At 70.4% G+C, this 20,992-nt stretch carries 13 protein-coding genes, 1 pseudogene and 1 riboswitch; of the genes and pseudogenes, 8 read left to right on the plus strand and 6 right to left on the minus strand.

Annotated features, from left to right (window positions below):
* Window positions 1-201: 201 nt before the first annotated feature.
* Together AS25_RS07040 and AS25_RS07045 are read left to right on the plus strand one after the other, a co-directional pair.
* Window positions 202-3,558, plus strand: a complete 3,357-nt coding sequence (locus AS25_RS07040; protein ID WP_035963762.1) for a beta-phosphoglucomutase family hydrolase — start codon at window positions 202-204, stop codon at window positions 3,556-3,558.
* A gap of 155 nt (window positions 3,559-3,713) precedes the next feature.
* Window positions 3,714-4,274, plus strand: a complete 561-nt coding sequence (locus AS25_RS07045; RefSeq protein ID WP_052160784.1) for a gamma carbonic anhydrase family protein — start codon at window positions 3,714-3,716, stop codon at window positions 4,272-4,274.
* Between the two features lie 146 nt (window positions 4,275-4,420).
* Here the strand turns inward: AS25_RS07045 and purH are convergent, their stop codons facing one another.
* Window positions 4,421-6,031, minus strand: a complete 1,611-nt coding sequence (purH, locus tag AS25_RS07050; RefSeq protein ID WP_035963764.1) for a bifunctional phosphoribosylaminoimidazolecarboxamide formyltransferase/IMP cyclohydrolase — start codon at window positions 6,029-6,031, stop codon at window positions 4,421-4,423.
* Window positions 6,032-6,088: 57 nt separating this feature from the next.
* Entirely contained in the window at window positions 6,089-6,682 is a 594-nt protein-coding gene (gene purN / locus AS25_RS15015) for a phosphoribosylglycinamide formyltransferase (RefSeq protein ID WP_084118061.1), read from the minus strand.
* A 96-nt stretch (window positions 6,683-6,778) separates the two neighbouring features.
* On the opposite strand from purN, the gene AS25_RS07060 reads away from it, so the two are divergent.
* On the plus strand, window positions 6,779-7,498 hold the full coding sequence (locus tag AS25_RS07060; RefSeq protein WP_035963766.1) for a DUF308 domain-containing protein: 720 nt from the start codon (window positions 6,779-6,781) through the stop codon (window positions 7,496-7,498).
* 110 nt (window positions 7,499-7,608) lie between these two features.
* Here AS25_RS07060 and AS25_RS07065 read toward each other — a convergent pair whose 3' ends face one another.
* Window positions 7,609-9,405 carry a cell division protein PerM gene (locus AS25_RS07065; RefSeq protein ID WP_253270505.1) on the minus strand — a complete coding sequence of 599 codons (1,797 nt, stop codon included), beginning with the start codon at window positions 9,403-9,405 and terminating at the stop codon, window positions 7,609-7,611.
* Between the two features lie 118 nt (window positions 9,406-9,523).
* Here AS25_RS07065 and AS25_RS07070 point away from each other — a divergent pair, with 118 nt between their 5' ends.
* Both AS25_RS07070 and AS25_RS07075 read left to right on the plus strand, forming a co-directional pair.
* Window positions 9,524-10,687, plus strand: coding sequence for a glycosyltransferase family 4 protein (locus AS25_RS07070; protein ID WP_035963952.1), 1,164 nt, complete (start codon window positions 9,524-9,526; stop codon window positions 10,685-10,687).
* A gap of 111 nt (window positions 10,688-10,798) precedes the next feature.
* Window positions 10,799-10,941, plus strand: a riboswitch (SAM riboswitch).
* A 20-nt stretch (window positions 10,942-10,961) separates the two neighbouring features.
* Window positions 10,962-11,240, plus strand: a complete 279-nt coding sequence (locus AS25_RS07075) for a hypothetical protein (RefSeq protein ID WP_035963768.1) — start codon at window positions 10,962-10,964, stop codon at window positions 11,238-11,240.
* A gap of 114 nt (window positions 11,241-11,354) precedes the next feature.
* Here AS25_RS07075 and AS25_RS15495 read toward each other — a convergent pair whose 3' ends face one another.
* The 3 genes and pseudogenes from AS25_RS15495 to AS25_RS07085 all read right to left on the minus strand — a co-directional run bounded on the left by AS25_RS15495 (window position 11,355) and on the right by AS25_RS07085 (window position 15,516).
* A complete protein-coding gene (locus AS25_RS15495) occupies window positions 11,355-11,549 on the minus strand; it encodes a GMC oxidoreductase (RefSeq protein WP_367379154.1) in 195 nt (64 codons plus the stop codon).
* Window positions 11,544-12,103 (minus strand): annotated as a pseudogene (locus AS25_RS15500) (BCCT family transporter); the annotation flags it as partial. The gene AS25_RS15495 and the pseudogene AS25_RS15500, both read right to left, overlap by 6 nt.
* Window positions 12,104-12,435: 332 nt before the next feature.
* Window positions 12,436-15,516 carry a hypothetical protein gene (locus tag AS25_RS07085; RefSeq protein WP_253270507.1) on the minus strand — a complete coding sequence of 1,027 codons (3,081 nt, stop codon included), beginning with the start codon at window positions 15,514-15,516 and terminating at the stop codon, window positions 12,436-12,438.
* Between the two features lie 227 nt (window positions 15,517-15,743).
* Here AS25_RS07085 and AS25_RS07090 point away from each other — a divergent pair, with 227 nt between their 5' ends.
* From AS25_RS07090 to AS25_RS07100, 3 genes are all read left to right on the plus strand, one after another.
* Complete coding sequence (locus AS25_RS07090) at window positions 15,744-18,737, plus strand: DEAD/DEAH box helicase (protein ID WP_052160787.1); 2,994 nt, start codon at window positions 15,744-15,746, stop codon at window positions 18,735-18,737.
* A gap of 253 nt (window positions 18,738-18,990) precedes the next feature.
* Window positions 18,991-19,566, plus strand: a complete 576-nt coding sequence (locus tag AS25_RS07095) for a hypothetical protein (protein ID WP_156960921.1) — start codon at window positions 18,991-18,993, stop codon at window positions 19,564-19,566.
* A gap of 105 nt (window positions 19,567-19,671) precedes the next feature.
* Entirely contained in the window at window positions 19,672-20,916 is a 1,245-nt protein-coding gene (locus tag AS25_RS07100; protein WP_052160788.1) for a benzoate/H(+) symporter BenE family transporter, read from the plus strand.
* Window positions 20,917-20,992: the final 76 nt, after the last annotated feature.

Genomic DNA, 20,992 nt, shown 5'->3' on the forward strand with positions numbered 1-20,992 from the left:
TCCTGGATCGTCCGGGCCCTCGGCGGGCGGGTCCCGCCCGGGGAGCGAATGCGGGTAGCATGTGTACCCGTACCGCGTGCGTACCCCCTGCGCGCGGCAGCCGTCACAGCGCAGCCGGGCTGCCGCTCTCGCTCAGCGAGCGCGAGCATTCGCATCGTCCCGCCCCACGTCCTGATCCTTCGTGTTAGGAGTTCTCGCGCCGTGAACGTTCTTCCCACCGCCCCGTTCACCGCTTCCATGCCGCGCATCACCGACGGCCAGTCGCCGCCGGAACCCGTGGACGTGGTGCGCACCCCGTACGCCGCCGTGATCTTCGACATGGACGGTGTGGTGACCGACACCGCCGGGGTGCACGCCCGCGCGTGGCAGAAGCTCTTCGACCGGTTGCTGACCGATCCCCGCCTCGAGCCCGTAGCTCCGGCCACCGAGGTGGACCGGCGCCCGTTCGACATGGGCGGTGACTACCGCACGTACGTGGACGGACGACGTCGCGAGGACGGCGTCCGCGCGTTGCTCGCCGCCCGCGGGACCATGCTCCCCGAGGCCCAGAGCCACGAGGACCCGCAGCCGGGTGACTGGACCGTGCAGGGCCAGGCCGCCGCGAAGGACGGCTTCTTCCACGAGGAGCTGCGCGAGCACGGTGTGCGCGTGTTCACGGGCACCGTGGCCTTGATCGAGCGGCTGCGCGAGGGCGGTGTGCCCGTGGGGCTGGTGACCGCGAGCCGCAACAGCGCCGTGGTCCTCGAGGCCGCCGGGTTGCAGCACTTGTTCGACCGCATCGTGGACGGCAACTGGGCCGCCTCGCACGACCTGCCGGGCAAGCCCGCCCCGGACACCTTCCTCGAGTGCGCACGCCTGCTGGGCGTGGCCCCCGGCGAGAGCGTCGTCGTGGAGGACGCCGTGGCCGGCGTCCAGGCCGGTGCCGCCGGCGACTTCGGCCTGGTCGTGGGGATCAACCGGGACGGCGCCCGGGAACGGCTCTACCGCGCGGGCGCCCACGTGGTGCTCAACGACGTCGCCGAGCTGGACCTGGGCGCGCGCCGGGACGACCCGTGGGCGCTCGTGTTCGACGGTTTCGACCCCGCCACCGAGCCCCGCCGCGAGGCCCTGCTGACCCTGGCCAACGGCTACATGGGCGTGCGCGGCGCGGCCTGTGAGTTCGCCGCGAACACCGTCCACTACCCCGGAACCTACCTGGCCGGCGTGTTCAACCGGGTGCTCAGCCACATCAACGGCCGGGACGTGGAACACGAGTCCATGGTCAACGTGCCCAACTGGCTGCACCTGGACCTGCGTTTCGCGGGGGGCCAGTGGTGGTCCGAGGGCGGAATGAAGCCCTCCGAGGAACGCGTGGAACTGGACCTGCGCCGCGGTCTGCTGACCCGCACGCTCGTGCTCACGGAAGCGGACGAGGACCCCGGCGCGGACCAACCCCCGCGCAGCCTGGAGATCACCCAGCGCCGCCTGGTGTCCCTGCGCTACCGCCACCTGGGCGCCCAGGAGACCCGGATCGTCTCGCGTGGATTCAGCGGGCGGTTGCACGTGCGCACCGGTGTGGACCCCGCCGTGACCAACAGCGGCGTGGCCGAGTACCGGGAACTCAACGCCCACCACCTCGCGCTGCTCGAGTCCACGACCCTGCCGGACGAGCACGAGACCCTGCTGTCGCTCGTGCGCACCTCCCAGTCCAAAATCGAGATCGCGATGGCCCAGCGCACGCGCATCGAGTCCGAGACCCCCGCGCGCGAGCGCCGCGAGATGCGCCCCGGCGGGATCGAGTTCCGCCGCTACACGGTGCAGATCGACCCGCACAACCCCGTGCTCGTGGACAGCACGACCGCGGTGGTCACGAGCCGTGACGCCGCGATCGGTTCCCCCCGCGAGGGCGCACTCGCCGAGCTGAACCGCACGCCGTTCGGGGTGCGTAAGCTGCTGGCCTCTCACGAGATCGAGTGGGCCCGGTTGTGGGACCGCTACGAGGTCACCCTGGAGGCCGCGGAGGACACCCCCGAGCACGTGGCCACCCAGCTCGCGGTGCGCACCCACCTGTTCCACGCGGCCCAGACCCTGGCCCCCCACCTGTCCCTGCGGGACGCCGGCATCCCCGCCCGCGGTCTGCACGGCGAGGGCTACCGCGGCCACATTTTCTGGGACGAGCTGTTCATCCTGCCCGTGATCAACATGCGCCAGCCGCACGTGACCCGGTCCCTGCTCTCCTACCGGTGGCGGCGCCTGGCCATGGCCCAGCAGCACGCCCGGGACTTCGGTCTCTACGGCGCGGCGTTCCCGTGGCAGTCCGGTTCCGACGGGCGCGAGGAGACTCCCCCCGAGCTGTACAACCACCACTCGCGGCGCTGGCTGCCGGACAACTCGTGGCGCCAGTTCCACGTGGGTCTGGCGATCGCCTACAACGCGTGGGTGTACTACGAGTCCACCGGGGACATCGACTGGCTCTCCGGCCACGGGACCGAGCTCATCGTGGGGATCACCCGCCTGTTCGCGTCCCTCGCGGAGTACGACTCGCACGACGGCAAGTACCACATCTCCGGTGTGATGGGCCCCGACGAGTACCACGACGGCCCCGCGGGCCAGCACGGTGGCGGGCTCAAGGACAACGCCTACACCAACGTGCTCGCGTCCTGGCTGTTCCGTCACTCGGCCCACATCTTCCACGACATGGTCGAGCACCAGCGCGAGGACCTGGAGTCCCGCTTCGAGATCTCCCCGCAGGAGGTCCAGAAGTGGCTCAAGATGGCCGAGAACATGTACGTCCCGTTCAACGCAGACGGCACGATCGCGCAGTTCGAGGGCTACGACGAGCTCGCCGAACTGGACTGGGACTTCTACCGCACCAAGTACCGCAACATCGGCCGCCTGGACCTGCTGCTCGAGAACGAGGGCGACCTGACCAACAACTACAAGCTGTCCAAGCAGGCGGACACGATCATGCTCGTGTACCTGCTGGGCCCCGAGGGCGTGATCGAGGAACTCGCGCGCATGGGCTACACCACGGACCTGGACGCCATCCAGCGCACCGTGGACCACTACATCGCGCGCTCCTCCAACGGGTCGTCCCTCTCCCGTGTGGTCAACGCCGCGGTGCTCGCGTGGCTCGACCCGGACCGCTCGTGGGGTTCGTTCCAGGACGCGCTCATGATCGACATGGACGACACGCAGGGCGGCACCACGGGCGAGGGCATCCACCTGGGTGCCATGGCCGGTTCGGTGGACGTGATCACCCGCGCGTACGCCGGGCTGCGTGTGCGGGGCCAGTGGCTCGAGTTCCAGCCCGCCCTGCCCCGCGAGTTGGACGCCGTGGACTTCACGGTCCTGTACTGCGGTCAGGTCATCGAGGTCTCGCTGGACCACGACATCCTGGAGCTCGAGGCGAGCTCGGTCAAGGCGGATCCGGTCACGGTGCACGTCAACGGCGCCGAGTACGTGCTCAAGGGCGGGCAGAAGATCTCGGTGTCACTGCGCCACCGCGAGTCCCGGCGTCCCGAGAAGGCCATGGCCGCCCTGCGGCGCCGGTTCATTTCCGACGCCGGCGAAGGCTGAGCCCCGCCCCGAACCGTGGCCGTACGACAATGCCGCGCGGCTCGGGCGCGCCTGCTCATCGCGCGCACACCGCGCCGAGCCCCGGCCACGCGCCGGGCGCGTGGCGGCTACCGGCGGCGTCGTGACGAGCGCGAGCGCGCACTATGCTATGGCTCATGACACAGTTCTCCGAGCCCGCGGGCGCCGACGCCGCCCGCGAACCCCTGATCCTGCCCTACGGTCAGCACCGGCCCTCCGTGGCCCGCTCCGCTTTCGTGGCACCCAACGCCACGATCGTGGGTGACGTGGTGGTGGGTGCCGGGGCGGGCATCTTCTACGGCGCCGTGGTGCGCGGTGACCGCTCCCCCCTGCGGATCGGGACGAACTCCAACCTGCAGGACAACGTCACGGTGCACTCGGACCCGGACCACCCCACGACCATCGGCGAGCGCGTGAGCGTGGGCCACAACGCGGTCATCCACGGGTGCGTCCTGGAGGACGACGTCCTCGTGGGGATGAACGCCACCGTGCTCAACGGCGCCGTGGTGGGCCGCGGGAGCCTGATCGCCGCCGGGACCGTGGTACTCGAGGGCGAACGCATCCCGCCCGGTTCCCTCGTGGCCGGGGTCCCGGGCAAGGTCCGGCGGGAGCTGTCCGTGGACGAGCAGCACGCCGTCAGTCGCAACGCCCAGAACTACATCGAGCTCTCCCGGGAGCACCGCGCGATGTTCTCCTGAGCCTGCCTGGACAACCGCAGCACACGGCGACGCGCGACCCCGGAAGCCCGGGACCGCGCGTCGTCGTACGCCGGGTGGGAACGTACTCGCCCGGCGGGAGCGGCTCGGTGAGTGGCACCCAGTGAATGCGGCGCAGTGGATGCCGCTCAGTGGAAGAAGTGCCGTGCCCCCGTGAGGTACATGGTCACGCCCGCGGCCTGGGCCGCCTCGATGACCTCCTCGTCACGGATGGAACCGCCCGGCTGCACCACGGCGCGCACGCCCGCGTCCAGGAGCACCTGCAACCCGTCCGCGAACGGGAAGAACGCGTCCGACGCCGCGACCGCACCGCGGGCACGTTCGGCGTGATCCTCGGCGAGGGTGTTGGCGCGCTCCACGGACAGGCGGCACGAGTCCACGCGGTTGACCTGGCCCATACCGATGCCCACCGAGGCGCCGTCGTTCGCGAGCAGGATCGCGTTGGACTTCACGGCCCGCAGGGAACGCCATGCGAACTCGAGGTCCGCCAGGGTCTTCTCGTCCGCGGCATCTCCCGAGACCAGGGTCCAGTTGGCAGGGTCGTCACCCTCGGCGTCGAGGCGGTCGGCCTGCTGGAACAGTGCACCGCCGGAGACCCCGCGGTACTCCAGGGGATCGCGGTCGAAGCCCTCGGGCAGGGCGAGCAGACGGATGTTCTTCTTGGCCCCGAGGATCTCGAGGGCCTCCGCCTCGAACTCGGGGGCCACGACCACCTCGGTGAAGATGGGCTTGAGGTTGCGGGCCATGTCCGCCGTGACCGTGCGATTGGCCGCCACGACACCGCCGTACGCGGAGAGCGGGTCGCACGCGTGGGCCTTGAGGTGGGCGTCCGCGATGGGGTCCTGCGCGCCGGGGGTCGCCACGGCCACGCCGCACGGGTTGTTGTGCTTGACCACGGCCACGGCGGGCTCGTCGTAGTCGAACGCGGCGCGGACGGCGGCGTCCGCGTCCACGTAGTTGTTGTAGGACATCGCCTTGCCGTGCAACTGCTCGGCCTGCGCGATCCCGGGCGCCGCGGCGTCGTTCGTGTAGAGCGCGGCCTTCTGGTGCGGGTTCTCGCCGTAGCGCAGGGACTCCGCGCGCTGCAGCGCGAGACCCGCGTACGGGGGCCAGAAGTTCGCCTCGGGGCCGTGGTCGAACTGCTGGGCGGTCCACGTGGCCACGGCGGTGTCGTAGGCCGCGGTGTGGGCGAACGCCGCCGCCGCGAGCTTCTGCCGGGCCGCGAGATCGTAACCGCCCTCCTGAGCCGCGCGCACCACGTCCGGGTAACCGGCGGGATCCACGACCACGGAGACCGCGGCGTGGTTCTTGGCGGCCGCGCGCACCATGGACGGGCCGCCGATGTCGATCTGCTCCACCACGGCGTCCTGCTCCGCACCCGAGCGCACGGTGTCCTGGAACGGGTAGAGGTTCACGATCACCAGGTCGAACGGCTCGATCTCGAGCTCGGTGAGCTGATCCATGTGTTCCGGCTTGCGCCGGTCCGCGAGGATCCCCGCGTGCACGCGCGGGTGCAGGGTCTTGACCCGCCCGTCCAGGCACTCCTGGAACCCGGTGACCTCGGAGACCTCGGTCACGGGGACCCCCGCGCCGCGGATGGTCCCGGCGGTGGAACCGGTCGAGACGATGCTCACGCCGGCGTCGTGCAGCCCTCGCGCGAGCTCCTCCAGACCGGTCTTGTCGTACACGGAGATCAGTGCGCGCTTGAGCGGCACACGGTTCAGGTCGGCAGTATTCACGAGCTCTCCAGTGGGGACGAGGGTACGGACGGTAGGCGGGCCGGAGCCCGGTTCAGTCTACGACCGGGGCAGATCGGGGTCGGTGCTCGTGACGTCCCAGCTCAGTTTCGCCAGCGCGTTGACGAGCAGGGTGCGCTCGGCGGATTTGATCCGTTCGTGCAGCACGGCCTCGGTATCGTCCTCGGCCACGGGGACCGCGACCTGGGCCAGGATGGGTCCGGCGTCCACGTCCGCGACAACCTCGTGCACCGTGGCGCCCGTAACCTTCACGCCGTAGGCCAGGGCGTCCCGCACGGCATGGGCACCGGGGAAGGACGGCAACAAGGACGGGTGCGTGTTGATGATCCGGCCCGGGAACACGGACACGAACTCCGCGTCCACGATCCGCATGAACCCGGCGAACACCACGCGGTCGGGGTGGTAGGACGCCACGCGTCGTTGCAGCGCACGGTTCCACTGCTCCCGGTCCGGGTACTCGGACAGCGGCACCACGAAGGTGTCGATGCCCGCGGCGCGCGCCCGGTCCAGACCGGCGCACTCCAGGTCCGCACCCACGGCGGCGATATCCACCTCCACGTCCCCCTGGTGCAGGGCGTCGATCATCGCCTGCAAATTCGTACCGGAGCCCGAGACCAGAACCACTAAACGCATGGGCCCACTCTATCCAGCGAGGCTGCCTCGATGGCGCCGCGGCGGTGCCGCACCCGCGGCGCTGCTCGGTCCGTCGGCTCGCCTACAGTGGTGGGTATGCACGATTCCCGCCACCGGAGCACGCCGCCCCACGCCACGCACTCGATGGGTTCGACCTCCGGCGGCTCCCCTTCCGGGGGTTCCCACTCAGGGGGACCGCACTCCGGCGGCCCGCAGCACCGTGGCCCGCACGCCGGCGACCCGCGCGGTGAGAAGCCCTCACCTCGCGGCCCCCAGTCCGGGGACCCCTCCGACGGCGACGGCGCTCGGCTCCGGTTCGCCGCGGTGGCCGCGGCCCTCGCGGTGCTCGCCTCCGCACTCGTGGTGGGTGACGTGTGGTCCACCGTGGCGGGGCTCGTACTCGCCATCGCCGGGATCGTGCTGGGCATCATCGCGCTCGCGCGCTCCCGCGGTTCGTCCTCACGGGTCCTGATCACGGTGCTCGCGGTGTTGGCCATCGTGTGGGGTGTGATCAATGCACTGGGCGGTGGCACCCGATTGCTCGTGTGGCCGGCCACCCAGGTCTACCAGGAATGCACCGAGCGGGCCCTCACGCTGTCCTCGACCAGCCGGTGCGAGCAACAGCTCAACGACAACGTGTGGAAGCACTTCTCCGGTGCGCCCCTCGAGACGGGTGCGCCGCAGGACGATCCGACGGCCACCGCCACGCCTGAGGCCTCCCTTGTCACGCCCACGCCGAGCGCCTCGATCCCTGCCCCTTCGGGGAGTGCTACACCGGGAGCGACCTCGCCGACCTCCGCCGGTCCCGGGTCCTGAGACGCCCGTTCCCAGCGAGTCCATTGCTATCAAGAGCGGTTCGTCATCGACCCAGTCCCACGTCCTGGGACGCCCGAGCCCGTCGGCGCCAGGAGCGGTTCATCGTCGTCTCAGTCCCGCTCGTCGTCGAGGGCGGCCAGCCGCGCGGCCTTGCGCTTCTCGGACCTGCGCTGCGCACGACGACGCTTGGCCTCCTCACGGCGGGACAGTCCCGGTTCGTCTGCCGATCGTCCCACGGCCGCGGACCCGCCGCGGGGCTGGGACTCCTGCTCGGGCTCGGCGGCAGCGCGCGACGCGCGGCCCCGGAACAGACCCCGGACACCCCGAGCCGTGACCTCGCCGTCCGGGACGGCCGCCCCGGATCCAGGACGGCCACCGGGTGCCGTGCGAGCATCCTGCCCGGCGCCGGGGCCGGAAGCCGAGCGGGAACTGTGCACGGCGCCAGCGGCGGGCAGGGCGTCGTGGTGGGCCACAGCGGCGTCGTCCTCCGGGGCCGGGGAATCCGACTCGGGGAGCTCGTCCGCCTCGGCGCGGGAGCGGGAACGGTAGCCCTCGCGTTCGAGCCACGGCCCGGCGAGGTAACCCACCGCGGCGCCTGCGGCGAGCTCGGCGCCCAGCCAGAGGAACACGTGCCACGCGTGCGGGCCGATATCCGTGAGCCGGCCGATCCCGAGCGAGCCACTGGACAGCCACGCGAGCGCGGTCACGAGCCCCGCCCCCACCACGGCGATGAACACCGCGGTGAGCAGCGTGGAGAGCACGAACGTGAGCCAGCGCAGGGGCAGGCGGATGGCCATCCAGTCGTCCAGGTGGTTCTCGCCCTCGCGGCAGAACCACCACCCCGCGAGCAGACCCGCGAGCACGGGCAGGATCAGCACCGCGGGGGCGTACAACCACGGGTCACCGGGGGGAAGTGCCGCGAGCGCCGGGAACTGCGGCAGCGGTCCCAGGGTGTTCTGGAACGGGGAGACCAGGGTCCCGGTGCCCAGGGAGAAGCCGGCGCCCGTGGCCCACGTGAGCGCCCACACCACCATGTTGGGGAGGTACCCGAACTGCAGCGCGGTCAGGGCGGTGTCCCCCGCCGCACCCGTGCCCAGGTCCTGGTAGACGGTGATCACGCGGTCCCAGTTCCACGCGAGGGCCACCACGAACAACAGGGCACCCCCGGCCAGGGCGGCCACCGCCGCGAGGAAACCGGCGCGGATCACCGCCCACACGTAGGAACCGGCCCAGCGGGAGTACTGGCTCGTGCGCTGCAACCAGGACGCGACGTCGGCCCCGAGTACCGCCGCGAGCGACCGCGAGACGCTCCACCCGCCCACGAGGGTGCCCAGTCCGGCGGGAACCAGCGGCAGTAGCGCGGCGGCCACGAGGTCCACCGAGACCTGTTCGGTACGGCTGAGCCAGCCCACGAGGGCCCCGAAGAGCGCATAGGCGAGCATCCCGGCGAAGAACGGGATCAGGAACTGACCGCGCCAGCACGCCCGGGCGATCCGGCGGCCCGCGACCACCGCGAGGCCGAACGGGATCAGTGTGAGCCCCAGGGGCACGAGCGTGACCGTCCCACCACCGTCCAGCGACAGGCCCTGGATGGCCTGAATCGTGAGGGGCACGCAGTGCGCGAGCAACCAGACCTGACCGGCGAGCTGCAGGCTCCCGCCCGCGCCCAGGGTCGCGAAGCCCCCCGCAGCCCATACCGCGCCCAGGAGCACGGTGCCCAGCAACAGGCCCACCACGGCCACCGCGAGCAGCTCGATCACGCCCTGCAGCGCGAGCGGCATGGGCAGTCCCGGGGAGTCGTCCGGTTCGGGGCGGGGCACGTCGGCGGCGCGCACGGGGGACGAACCGTGCGACGTGAAGCGGTCGCGTACGCCCGAGACCACGCCGGGCAGTGAGGGAAGTTTCATCACCGGACATCTTTTCACGTTCACCCGCGCACCACGGGCAGCGAAGTTAGCCCGGACTTCACCTGCGGGCCACTCCCGGGTGACTCCCCCGTGAGGCGCCGGGCCCACAGTGGGAACCGTGAGAATCGCATTGGTGGCCGAACAGTTCCTCCCCCACGTCAACGGTGTCACTCATTCGGTGATCCGCGTCCTGGAACCCCTGCGGGATCACGGGCACGAGGCCATGGTGATCGCCCCCTCCTACGAGAAGACCCTGTTCCTGGGCTCGGTGGACCACGTGGACGGCGTGCGGATCGAGCGCATCCCGTCCCTGCCGCTCGCGGGCTATCCCGAGGTCCGCGTGGCGAGCTGCACCGTGAGTCGCATGCAGCGCATCCTGGCCCGCTTCGCCCCGGACGTGGTGCACGTGGCGTCCCCGTTCGTGCTGGGCTGGCAGGCCATCCAGGCCGCCAAGGGTCTGGGCCTGCCGTGCGTGGCCGTGTACCAGACGGACGTTCCCGGTTACGCCGCCCGGTACGGGGCGTCCGTGCTGGAGACCGCCATGTGGTCCCACGTGCGTGCGATGCACAACAGTGCGGCCCTCACTCTCGCTCCCTCCACGGCGTCGATCAGCCAGCTCCACGAGCACGGCGTCCAGCGGGTGCACATGTGGCGCCGCGGCGTGGACACGAGCCGGTTCCGTCCCGCGCTGCGCGATCACGCGTGGCGCGAGCGCGTGGGCGGCGGCAAGCGACTCGTGGGATACGTGGGGCGGTTGGCCCCCGAGAAGCAGGTCGCGGACCTCGCCGCGATCGACGCCCTGCCGGACACCCGGCTCGTGATCATCGGTTCCGGCCCCGGGGAGGAGTCGCTGCGCTCGGTATTGCCCAACGCGCACTTCGAGGGCTTCCTCACGGGCACCGAACTCGCCACGGCCATGGCGTCGCTGGACGTGTTCGTGCACCCCGGTGAGCACGAGACGTTCTGCCAGACCATCCAGGAAGCCATGGCCTCCGGGGTCCCAGTGGTGGCCGTGGGCCGCGGCGGCCCCCTGGACCTCGTGGACTCCTCGCGCAACGGGTGGCTCTACGCCCCGGGTGACCTGGCCGGGTTGCGCGAGCGCGTCCGGGACCTCGCGGGCGACGACGCCAAACGCCTCGCCTTCGCGCGCACCGCCCACCAGTGCGTGCAGGAGCGCACGTGGGGTGCCGTGTGCGAGCAGTTGCTGGGCCACTACGAGCGCGCTCGCACGGTCACCTCCCGGATGCGCGGCACTCGCCGCAGCGGCCTGCGCACCCCATGAGAACCGCCGCCGGGTGCCAGATGTTACTCAACAGAAGCTTGATTAAGTTTTGATGACATTCTCGGTCCGCGCCTGGCTGGTCCCCCGAATCCACGGATACGCTCGAAGCAGCTTCACGAGATGCGCCCGCGCAACGACAAGGACGTCACCGCGCGCCCAGAGCTCCAACTCGGCGTACGCCAACCCTCGGTTCAGGGGTGGATTGGATGACGAAGCGGCCGGGGCCACACGTGTGGTTCCGGCAAGCGACCGGAAAAATCAGAGGCCCGACATCATGAACACGACAACCCAGAAATCCCACCCCGACACCCGCGAACAGTGGGTGGACGTCACCGTTCAGGCGGACCCCGCCCGGCACGTGGTGTCCATCACGGGATCGGACGGTCACGAGCACGAGTACTTCGCGGACGACGCCCGTGAGGTCGCACTCGCCGCACAGCACACACGGGGGCGCGGCCAGTGGTGCGCCAAGTACAGCAGACTCCTGGTCCCCGGTGCGTCCCGGGTGACCGGCGGGGTGTCCTTCTACAAGCTGGAGCCCTTGCCCGCGTAGTCCTCGCGAGCACGGTCCCCGCGACCGCGAACTCCACGATCGGGTGTGGCCCGGGTCCGGACGGACCCGGGCCACACCCATGTTCTCAGCCTGCTCGGTTCTTCGCGGCCGTGCTCACCGGGCGGTCGCGTCCCGGTCCTGGGCGATCAGCTCGGCGGCGCGTTCACCGATCATGAAGACCGTGATCTTCGGGTTCACCGTCACGAGCTCGGACATCACCGAGGCGTCTGCCACGCGCAATCCGCTCACGCCCTTGACGATCGCATCCAGCAGGAACGCCGTGCGCCCGGTGATGAGCACGTACAGCATGAGCCCGATCGCCAGGATGATGCTCAGCTCGGAAAGCCGCCGGATGCCCTTGTCCACGCCCAAGACGCACGAAGCCACCGCCATGAGGACCCCCAGGGCGGTCAGTGCCGACGGCACCGCCAGGTTTTCGGGGACGCCGAACAGGTAGCGCAGTCCGAAGTTCAACTGGACCACCCCGATCCCCAGGGACGCGGCCACCCCAAAGATGGTCCCCAGCAGCGCCGCGGTGTCCACGGCGTCGCCGGCGGCACCGTGGATCCGGCACCCGATCAGGGGTAGAGAGCGGAGCGGATGCTCAGCGGCATGCCGAAGCGGTAGGCGAAGTAGCCGAATGCCATGCCCATCAGGGCGTACATGGCCCACCCCGTGAACAGGTTGAACTGTGGTTTCGCGTGGTCCGGGCCCATCTTGATGGTGCCCTGCTTGCTGGCCGCGACCAGGATCACGAACACGATCACGAGAGCGGCCGTGAGGATGTAGAACCACCCGAGCCGGGAGGCGACCCACGCGACCACGCCGCCGATCACGGCGTCGGCGTGCTCGGGAGCCGCCATGGCCCACGCCGACAGCGCCACGATCAGGGCACCCGCGGCCACGAAGACCCGCCAGTTGACGGGCAACCGGGGTGGCGCGGGGCGGGGTGGTTCCGCCGAGGAGGGCGGATCCGCGACGGGCGACGAGCCCGGGCGTGGGTGACGGATGGACGAGGAATCGTGTGTGGTCACGTCGTGGATGCGGGTCGGACGTCGGACGACCCGGGGTTGAGGCGTCTTACTACCAGCCGGTAGTCATGGCACGCCACCTCACTATAGGGGAGGGCCGCGCAGCAGCCGAATGCAGCCGCGCGGCCCTCGAGCACGCCCCCGGTTCGCCCGGGACGGGACGCTCAGCCCAGCAGCTTGGCCACGAGGGCGCTCGCGAACTCCTCGGAGACGTCCCCGTAGTTCAGGGAGAAGTCCTCGTCCACGAGCGTGGGCAGCAGCCCCGAGCACAGCACCGTGGCGCGCGCGTATAGCCCCGGCAGGGCGGCACCGATGGGCACGGAGAGCAAACGCAGCTCGGGATCGTAGCTGACCAGCGCCGTGCCGGTGTCCCGCGCCGCGAGATGCTTGCCGAGCCCCGAGGACACGGGACGGGCGTGACCCGAGACCACGTCCTCCGCGGTGCGGTAGGCGTAGCGCGTCTTGTGGTGGTGGTTGATCCGGTACAGCCCCGCCTGGTTGCGGTCGTCCGTGGCCTCCCACGTGGCGTCCGCGGGCACGAACCGTTCCGCGACCCCGTTGTACTGCATCTCCTTCAGCGGCAGTCCCGCGACCACGGAGGACAGCGGGGGCAGGGTCTCGAGCATGATGGGCCCGGCGTCGTAGACGACGTCGCACAGCCCTTCGGGCAGGGACTTGCTCAGCGCATCGAGGTCCACGTCCTGGAGCATGGTGGTGGCGTGGTCCTCCGGGGAGAGCACCACGACCTCACCGCCCTGGGCCTCGACCGCCTGCGTCACGGCGTCCTCCTGGTCGGTCTTCCACCCGCCCGTGAGCAGGATGGAGCCGTCCACGAGCTGGGTCAGGGCCGGGGAACACACCTGCCAGCGGCGCACCGTCCAGTTCTCGTCCCGGATCACCTCCAGGAAACCGAGGGCCTGCAGGTGACCCACGAACCATTCCTCGAAGCGCTCGGAGTCCTCGAGCTGACGCGCCACGATGGACAGGCTCGACCGCTTGCCGCCACCCAGGAACGTGAGGATGTCCTTGAACGGCGCCCAGGAACCGGGGTACTCGCCCTCGTCCGGACCGATGAACTGCAGCGCCTCGACCGAACCCGTCTGACCCACCGCGGAGAGCTTGGTGAGCCGGCCGGGGTAGCGCTTGGTGAGCCCGCAGAACTTGCAGCGCCCGAACACCCACGGCGCCTTGGCCTTGGGATCCATGGGGGGCAGGAGCACCTTGTGCTTGCCCGTGACCATGCAGGACACGTCCGGGGCCTCGGGCAGCTCGTTGCTGCGCTCGGGGAACATCTGCCCCTCGGCGGACTCCCACCCGGCGACCTCGGGCACGGGGACCTCGTCCACGGAGACCTCGTGGGGGTCCATGTTGTCGAACGAACCCTGGACGTACTCGTCCGGGATCTCGTCGCGGGTCAGCGCGGTGACGGGCCACAGCGGCTCCTCCGCCACGTGGACCATCTCGCCGTCGTAGCCCAGGGAGCGCTGGGTGATGTAGTAGGAGCTGTCCCGCACGCGGAACTCGAGGCGCTGCTTCACGGTGCGCCCGGAACGCAGCACCAGCGTGTAGTCGTTGGGCTTGAGGTGGCCGTCCTCGCGGGCCAGTTCGGTCCCGCCCAGGCTCACCTGGAACGGTGGCACCCGGGGTGCTGTGAGCTTGGTGCTCGTGAGCTTGAACGAGTGCGGGTTGCGCCACTCGCACTCCACGGACAGGGGGTCGTCACTGTCCGAGGTCACGGTCAATTGCGGAGGCCGCAGCGCCGAGAACCGGTCCACGTCCCCGGGGATGCGCAACCCACCGGACAGGGTGATCGCCGGGACCAACCGGGGCACCAGGGCCGAGAAGTTGTCGTTGACCGTGAGCGCGGGGTCACCGGCGCGCAGCACCTGGACGTCGTCGAAGAGCACCCAGCCCTCGGAGACCCCGTTCTCCCCCGGGCCCACCACGCGGTAGTCGGGTGAGGCGGAGTCGTCCAGGATCGCGCGGATCTGATCCACCCATTCGGGTTGATTGCGCACCATGATCCGGCACGGCCACGCGGCGGGGACGTGATCCACGGAGATGAACGTGTCCGAGTACGCGTCCTTGGCGAAGACCACCACGGGACGCGGGTTGCGCGTGAGGGTGAGCTCCCCCGCCGTGATCTGCAACTGCCCGGACAGCAGCGTGTCACTCGTCATGCGCGCGTTGTACGCGGAGATCCCCAGGAACGCGTCCCCGATGTAGGACAGGAACATGGTGCGCGGACCGGCCGTGGTCGCGAGATCCACCTCGCGCCCGGGCACGAGGCGCTTGGGCACCACGAAGCCCAGTTCGTAGATGGGGTTGCCCACGTAGTCCGTGCCGTCCGCGAGGGACAGCCCGGGGCTGCGCGACCCCAGGTGACGTGACCCGCGGGCGGCGGCAGCGGCGTCGTCGTCGGGGGCGGATTCCCACGCGTCCAACTGGGCGAGCGCGACCTGCAGCGCGGGATCGCGCGTGAGGGGGTTGGTCCAGATGCTGCGCATGCTCTTGGACACGTCCGTGTCCGCGATGTCGAGCCAGAAGTCGATGTAGATCCCGAGCTCCGCGGCGCTCATCCCCTGCGCCGTGGTCAGCTCGAGGTCCTCGAACATCTGGTGCAGTTGCCGCAGCTCGGACGGGCCGAACAGGGTCTGGGACAGCGCGAGGCCCACGGGGCGGTGGTTCACGGCGTACGCGGACGGCAACCCGAGCTGGCCGTCGACGGCCTCGAGCCAGTAGCGCAACGCGTCCCAGTAGGTCTCCGAGTCCTTGCGCACCGAGGTCTCGAGCGCCTTGACGTTGTCCTGGCCCGCTTGCAGCAGCACCGCGAGCGGGAGGTAGAACGTGGACACGGACTTCTTGCCCGTGCGCGCGGCGAGCGCGGACATGTGCCGCCCGGCCAGGGCGAACAGGGCCAGCAGGGCCACGATGGGCGGCGGGCCGATCTTGGTGAGGTCCTCGAGCTGGCGCCGGGACATCCGGTACCACGCCTCGGTGAGCTTGTTGAAGGCGTCGAACACGGAGCGGCGGGAGCCGTCCGTCACGAGCAGCGGCGTCACGGAGTCCGCGAGCGCGCGCAGCGTGGCGGGGCCGTCCAGGCCGAAGTCGGAACCGATCTGCTCGAGCATCTTCTCGTCCAGGTCCAGGTGGACCAGTTCCCCGGCCCTCCTGGGGCCGAAGAATGCCCGCGCCACGGCGTCGTTCCAGCGCAGGTACTCGACTTCCTGGGGTCCGGATGCCATTGCGTGGTCCCCCGTGTGGAAACCGGCAGCGTCAGCCACAAATCCTCCGTCTGCGCCGTGCGGCGCGCTCGAAACACGACAATCCCTGTCGATTATAAGTTCCCGCCCGTCGGTGCTTCACTGCCCCGACCCCTCAGTACCCCGCCCCGGCCGACGACGACGCCGCTGCCCGGCCCCGCGCCCACCGTCGCCCGGCCGTGTCCGCACCGGGCGGTACGGTAGGTGCCATGGATGGTGCTGCGCAGTTCACGGACGCCCGCGGTCCGGGCGCCGCCCCGGACTGGCGCAGCGAACTCTCCCGGATCGTGCCCGGTACGAGCCCGGACAGGGTCGTGGCGGACCCGGAATCCGGGCCCACGGTGGCCCTCGAACTGGACCTGGCCCGGGTGCAGAACCGCACCCCCAAGGCGTGGCAGGAATCACCCCGGGAGACCCCGCTGAGTCTCACGGCCCGCCCGGTGCTGCGCGGGCAGCGCCACGGGTGGGTGCACACCGGGATCGACTGGGGCAACCTGGCCTCCCACGCCCGCTCCGGGCACCTGAGCGCGGAACAACTGGACTGGTTCGAGGAACTGCGAGCGCTTTCCGAGTCCCACCGCGGCAGTTACGCGGCAGACCGGCACCAGCTGCACATGGAGCGCTACACCTCCCCCCTGTTGTGGCCCATCCTGGGGCGCGCCCGGGGGCTCGGGATCCCGCTGGTCTCCAAGGGCACGGGAGCACCCGTGATCGTGGATCGCGACGGCCGGTTCGAGGTGCGCGTGGATGCCGGTGAGCACGGTGAGCTCGCACTGCACCCCCAGTTGATCGTGGGTGAGAGCGAGATCCCGCTGCGCTGGACCCGGATCATCGGCCAGCCCGGTCACGGGTTGTTCTACCCGGACGCGACCCCCGCGGCCCTGGACACAGCGGAGGACCTCAACCAGTTCCCGTTGCACCTGGTGGCCCTGGGTACCCGGCTCAATCAGCAGCAGCGCTCCTTCCTGGACCGCGCCGAATCCCTCACGGTCCCGCAGGACGGTGTGGAGGAGTTCTTCGACACCTACTTCCCCCGGTTGCACCAGAGCATGCACGTGACCGCGGGCGAGGACTCCCTGGTGCTGCCCCAGGTCGCGGACCCCCAGTTCGTGCTCACCCTCCACCACGACGACCTCACCGAGCGCGTGGAGTGGGAGTGGGAGTACCAGAAGGGTCGCGAGCGGATCCGATTGCCGTTCCGCCCCCTGGACCCGCTCGGGGACGAGCCCGTGGCCCGCGAGTCCCGGTGGGAGTCCTCCATGGTCCAGGCCGTGCACCGCCGGATCCCCGAACTGGACTTCAAGCGCAGTTCCTACGCCGCACAGGACGCCCTGACCCTGTTGCGGGTGTGGTTGCCACTGTTGCGCAAGATCCCCGACCTGCGCATCGTGGAGACCGGCGGGAGTCCCGCGTACCAGGAGGTCACCGAACCCACCGAGATCACGGTGTCCACCGCGCCCACCGAGCACCACGACTGGTTCGGCCTGGGTGTCACCATCAGGGTCGGTGAGCACTACCTGCCGTTCTCCCAGATCTTTCAAGCGCTCGACCGCGGCCAGGACGTGATGTTGCTGCCGGACGGTTCCTACTTCTCCCTGGACCGCCCCGAGTTCACGCGGCTGCGCACGCTCATCGCCGAGGCCCGCACCCTGCAGGAGGACAAGGACGCGCCGCTCGCGTTGAACCGTTACCAGGCGAGCCTGTGGGAGCAGTTCGAGGACCTGGCCACGGACACCCGCCAGGCCGAGCAGTGGCGCGAGGGCGTGCGGGCACTGACGCACCTGCACGAGATCCCCTCTCCCCCGGTCCCCGAGGCCCTGCAGGCCAATCTGCGCCCCTACCAGTACGAGGGCTTCCGGTGGCTGAGCTTCCTGTGGGACCACGGGCTGGGCGGGATCCTCGCGGACGACATGGGCCTGGGCAAGACCGTGCAGACGATCGCCGCGATCCTGCGCGCCACGGACCGGGACCCGCAGCTGCCACCCCATCTGGTGATCGCACCCACCTCCGTGGTGGCCAACTGGTCCGCCGAGCTGCGCCGTTTCGCGCCGTCCCTGGGGATCACCGTGCTCAACCACACCAAGGACTCGGTGGTCGACGCCGCGGCGCACTCCCACGTGGTCCTCACGTCCTACGCCCTGTTGCGCCTGGACGCGGAGGCCTACCGCGCGGTCGAGTGGGCCGGTGTGATCATGGACGAGGCCCAGTTCGTCAAGAACCCCCGGACCAAGGCCTACCGCGCCGTGAAGAACCTGCGGGCGCGCACGTGCCTCGCGATCACCGGCACGCCCATGGAGAACAGCCTCTCGGAACTGTGGTCGTTGCTCTCGCTCACCGCCCCCGGATTGTTCCCGTCCAAGAAGCGTTTCACCGAGCACTACCAGCGTCCCATCGAACGCGCCATGGACTCGGATGCCCTGGCCCGGTTGCGCGCCAGGATGCGTCCGTTCATGCTGCGCCGCACCAAGGCGGACGTGGACCTGCAGCTGCCACCCAAACTCGAGCACGTCCTGCCCGTGGGGTTGAACCCCGAACACCGCAGCGCCTACGACCGCCGGCTGCAGCGCGAACGCGCCAAGATCCTGGGGCTCTTGCGCGACTTCGACAAGAACCGGTTCACGATCTTCCAGTCGCTGACCACCCTGCGGATGCTCGCGCTGGACCCCGTCCTGGTGGACCCGGAGTCCAAGGCGCAGTCCTCCAAACTGGACGTGCTCTTCGACCAGCTCCCCCAGCTCGTCCAGGAGGGCCACCGCCCGCTCGTGTTCAGCCAGTTCACGAGCTTCCTGAAGATCGTGGCGCAGCGCCTCGACGACGCCGGGATCGCCTACAGCTACCTGGACGGCAGCACGCGGGACCGCGCGGGGGCGCTCGAGAAGTTCCGCAGCGGACGCGCCCCCGTGTTCCTGGTGAGCCTCAAGGCCGGCGGTTTCGGGATCAACCTCACCGAGGCCGACTACTGCTACCTCCTGGACCCGTGGTGGAATCCCGCGGCGGAGAACCAGGCCGTGGACCGCACCCACCGGATCGGGCAGACCAAGAAGGTCATGGTCTACCGCATGGTCGCGCAGGGCACGATCGAGGAGAAGGTCATGGACCTCAAGGCCCGCAAGGCGGACCTGTTCGGGGCCGTGCTCGACGATGAACGGTTCTTCTCCGCCACGCTCGACGCCGAGGACATCCGCGCGCTGGTTGGTGTCTGAGCGAACCCCGGGGTCCGTTGAGTGCCCTGCACGGTCCCGATCACGCCGACGGTCGAGCTCGGGCGCACGCGGGAACACCGCGCGGGGTCTTTTCCGTGGAAGTCACACTCCCCCCCGACCTGTCGACCCGGCACGGTCAGCGGGTTAGCGTGGGCACAGATCACGCCGGCCCCGGCGCACCCGCACCGCGTGCGCGGGCCCCTGACCCGATCCTTGGGTGTTGCGTGATCACGGTGTTGGGAGGCACTCGAGCATGTCACACAGCAGGACGCCGCACGGCCACGGTCCGAGTACCGAGGTGGCACTGCGGCGCGCCGGGATCGGTGTGGTGCTGGCCCGGGTCGCCTCCGCCGTCCCCGATCCGCCGGTCTGTCCGTGGTCCCGGCTGGAGTCCGTCCTCACCGGGGCCATCGCCGGGATGTTCTGGAACGACTTCCTCATGGTCGAGTACGACCCACCGGAGGGCACCCCGGAGGTCCCCGCCGCGTGGGTGCGCACGGGACCCCGCGGGGTGCAGTGCGCCCTGCAGCGCGTTGCGGGCCGTTCCGCGGCCACCACCCACGGACCCGCCGAGTTCACCGGGCCGTGGTGTCCCGCGGAGTGGCTGAGGTCGTGGGGGTGGGACGATCCCACCGCCCCCGGACAGCCGTGGACGTGCGGACCGTGCCTGCCGCGGGCGGCCGCGCGCAGCGTCCTCGCCGGCATGCGCAGCCACCGGGCGTGCGGGGACCCGTACGAGTTCCACTGGGGCGTGGGGTCACTTCCCGCCCCGGAGATCACCGCGAGCCGTCTGCTCGCGCTACCCTCGGCACCCCGCCCCGCCGATTGATATCTCAGGATGAATAACTAGCCCGTAATTGATACTTCACACTGTGATGTGTGACACCTAGGGTGGTTCTCGATCATTCAACGCTCGAGCGACGCGGGGAGGCCCATGAGCACCGCCCAGACCACCCACGAGGCCCACACGGGGTACAACCTGCGCCGGGACTGGTCCGCCTCCGCGACCATGGCCGGGTTCATCGCCGTGGTCATCTCCTACTCGGGACCGCTGCTCGTGGTGCTCGAGGCCGCCCGCGCGGGTGGGTTGGACGAACGGCAGACCGCATCCTGGGTGTGGGCCATGTCCATCGGGTCCGGCGTGTGCTGCGCGATCATGAGCTGGGTCAGCCGACAGCCCGTCATGATCGCGTGGTCGATCCCCGGGGCGGCGCTGCTCATCACGTCCCTCGGTAACTACGAGTTCTCCGACGCCGTGGGCGCCTACGTGGTCGCCGCCGTCGTGAGTCTCGTGCTGGGCGTGACCGGGCTGTTCGGCAAGCTCCTGGCCGCCGTACCCAAACCCATCACCGCGGGGGTGCTCGCGGGGGTCCTGTTGCCGTTCGCGATGCGGGTGGCACCGGCGGTCGCCGAGAACCCGGCCCCGGCCGGGGCCCTCGTGATCGGGTACCTCGTGGGTCGGCGCTTCGCGCCCCGCTACGCCGTGTTCCTCGCCCTGGGCCTGGGCGTGCTGGTCGCGTGGGCGGCCGGGTCCGTCACGCCGGTGGACCTGCACCTGGGGCTCACCGCCCCGGTGCTGACCTGGCCCACGTTCTCCCTCGACGCCGTCGTGGGGATTTCCGTCCCGCTCGTGATCGTGACCGCCGCGGGCCAGAACGCCCCGGGGCTCGCCATGATGACCACCGCGGGCTACCCGCCCAACGACCGTGCGCTGCTGGGCATCAGCGCCGTGGCATCGGCGGTCTTCGCGCCGTGGGGCTCCCACGCGCTCAACCTCGCCGCCGTCACCGCGGGGATCGCCACGAGCCCCGAGGCCCACCCCGACCACCGACGCCGCTACGTCGCCGGGCTCTCGTCCGGACTGTTCTACATCCTGTTCGGGCTCTTCGCGGGATCCATCGTGACGCTGTTCTCCGCGATCCCGGCCGGGATGATCTCCGCCCTGTGCGGCGTGGCGCTGCTCAACGCCCTGCAGTCGGCCATGTTCGACTCGATGCACCCCGGGGACCATCAGCCCGCCGTGATCGAGGCCGCGCTGATCACCCTCGCGGTCACCGCCTCGGGGATCGAGCCGTTCGGTCTGGTGTCCGCGTTCTGGGGGATCCTGGTGGGCGTGATCGCCTACGCGATCCTGCGACGTCGCCCGGCCCGTTCGCCGCGCAGCGTGCCCGCGCGCTGAGCGGTCCACGGGCTGGATGGCGGCGCGGGCTGACCAGCTCCGCGGTCGACGGCGCGCAGAGCGTAGTGCGGCGCAG

It is taken from the genome of Kocuria marina (genome assembly GCF_000786655.1).
In the GTDB taxonomy this organism is placed as follows: Bacteria; Actinomycetota; Actinomycetes; order Actinomycetales; family Micrococcaceae; genus Kocuria; species Kocuria marina_A.

What these genes read in the sequence shown, in the direction of transcription:
- AS25_RS07045 (WP_052160784.1), top strand. Translation starts at nt 3,714, where the DNA reads ATGACACAGTTCTCCGAGCCCGCGGGCGCCGACGCCGCCCGCGAACCC.
- purN (WP_084118061.1), bottom strand. Translation starts at nt 6,682, where the DNA reads ATGCGTTTAGTGGTTCTGGTCTCGGGCTCCGGTACGAATTTGCAGGCG.
- AS25_RS07060 (WP_035963766.1), top strand. Translation starts at nt 6,779, where the DNA reads ATGCACGATTCCCGCCACCGGAGCACGCCGCCCCACGCCACGCACTCG.
- AS25_RS07065 (WP_253270505.1), bottom strand. Translation starts at nt 9,405, where the DNA reads ATGAAACTTCCCTCACTGCCCGGCGTGGTCTCGGGCGTACGCGACCGC.
- AS25_RS07075 (WP_035963768.1), top strand. Translation starts at nt 10,962, where the DNA reads ATGAACACGACAACCCAGAAATCCCACCCCGACACCCGCGAACAGTGG.
- AS25_RS15495 (WP_367379154.1), bottom strand. Translation starts at nt 11,549, where the DNA reads ATGCTGTACGTGCTCATCACCGGGCGCACGGCGTTCCTGCTGGATGCG.
- AS25_RS07085 (WP_253270507.1), bottom strand. Translation starts at nt 15,516, where the DNA reads ATGGCATCCGGACCCCAGGAAGTCGAGTACCTGCGCTGGAACGACGCC.
- AS25_RS07090 (WP_052160787.1), top strand. Translation starts at nt 15,744, where the DNA reads ATGGATGGTGCTGCGCAGTTCACGGACGCCCGCGGTCCGGGCGCCGCC.
- AS25_RS07095 (WP_156960921.1), top strand. Translation starts at nt 18,991, where the DNA reads ATGTCACACAGCAGGACGCCGCACGGCCACGGTCCGAGTACCGAGGTG.
- AS25_RS07100 (WP_052160788.1), top strand. Translation starts at nt 19,672, where the DNA reads ATGAGCACCGCCCAGACCACCCACGAGGCCCACACGGGGTACAACCTG.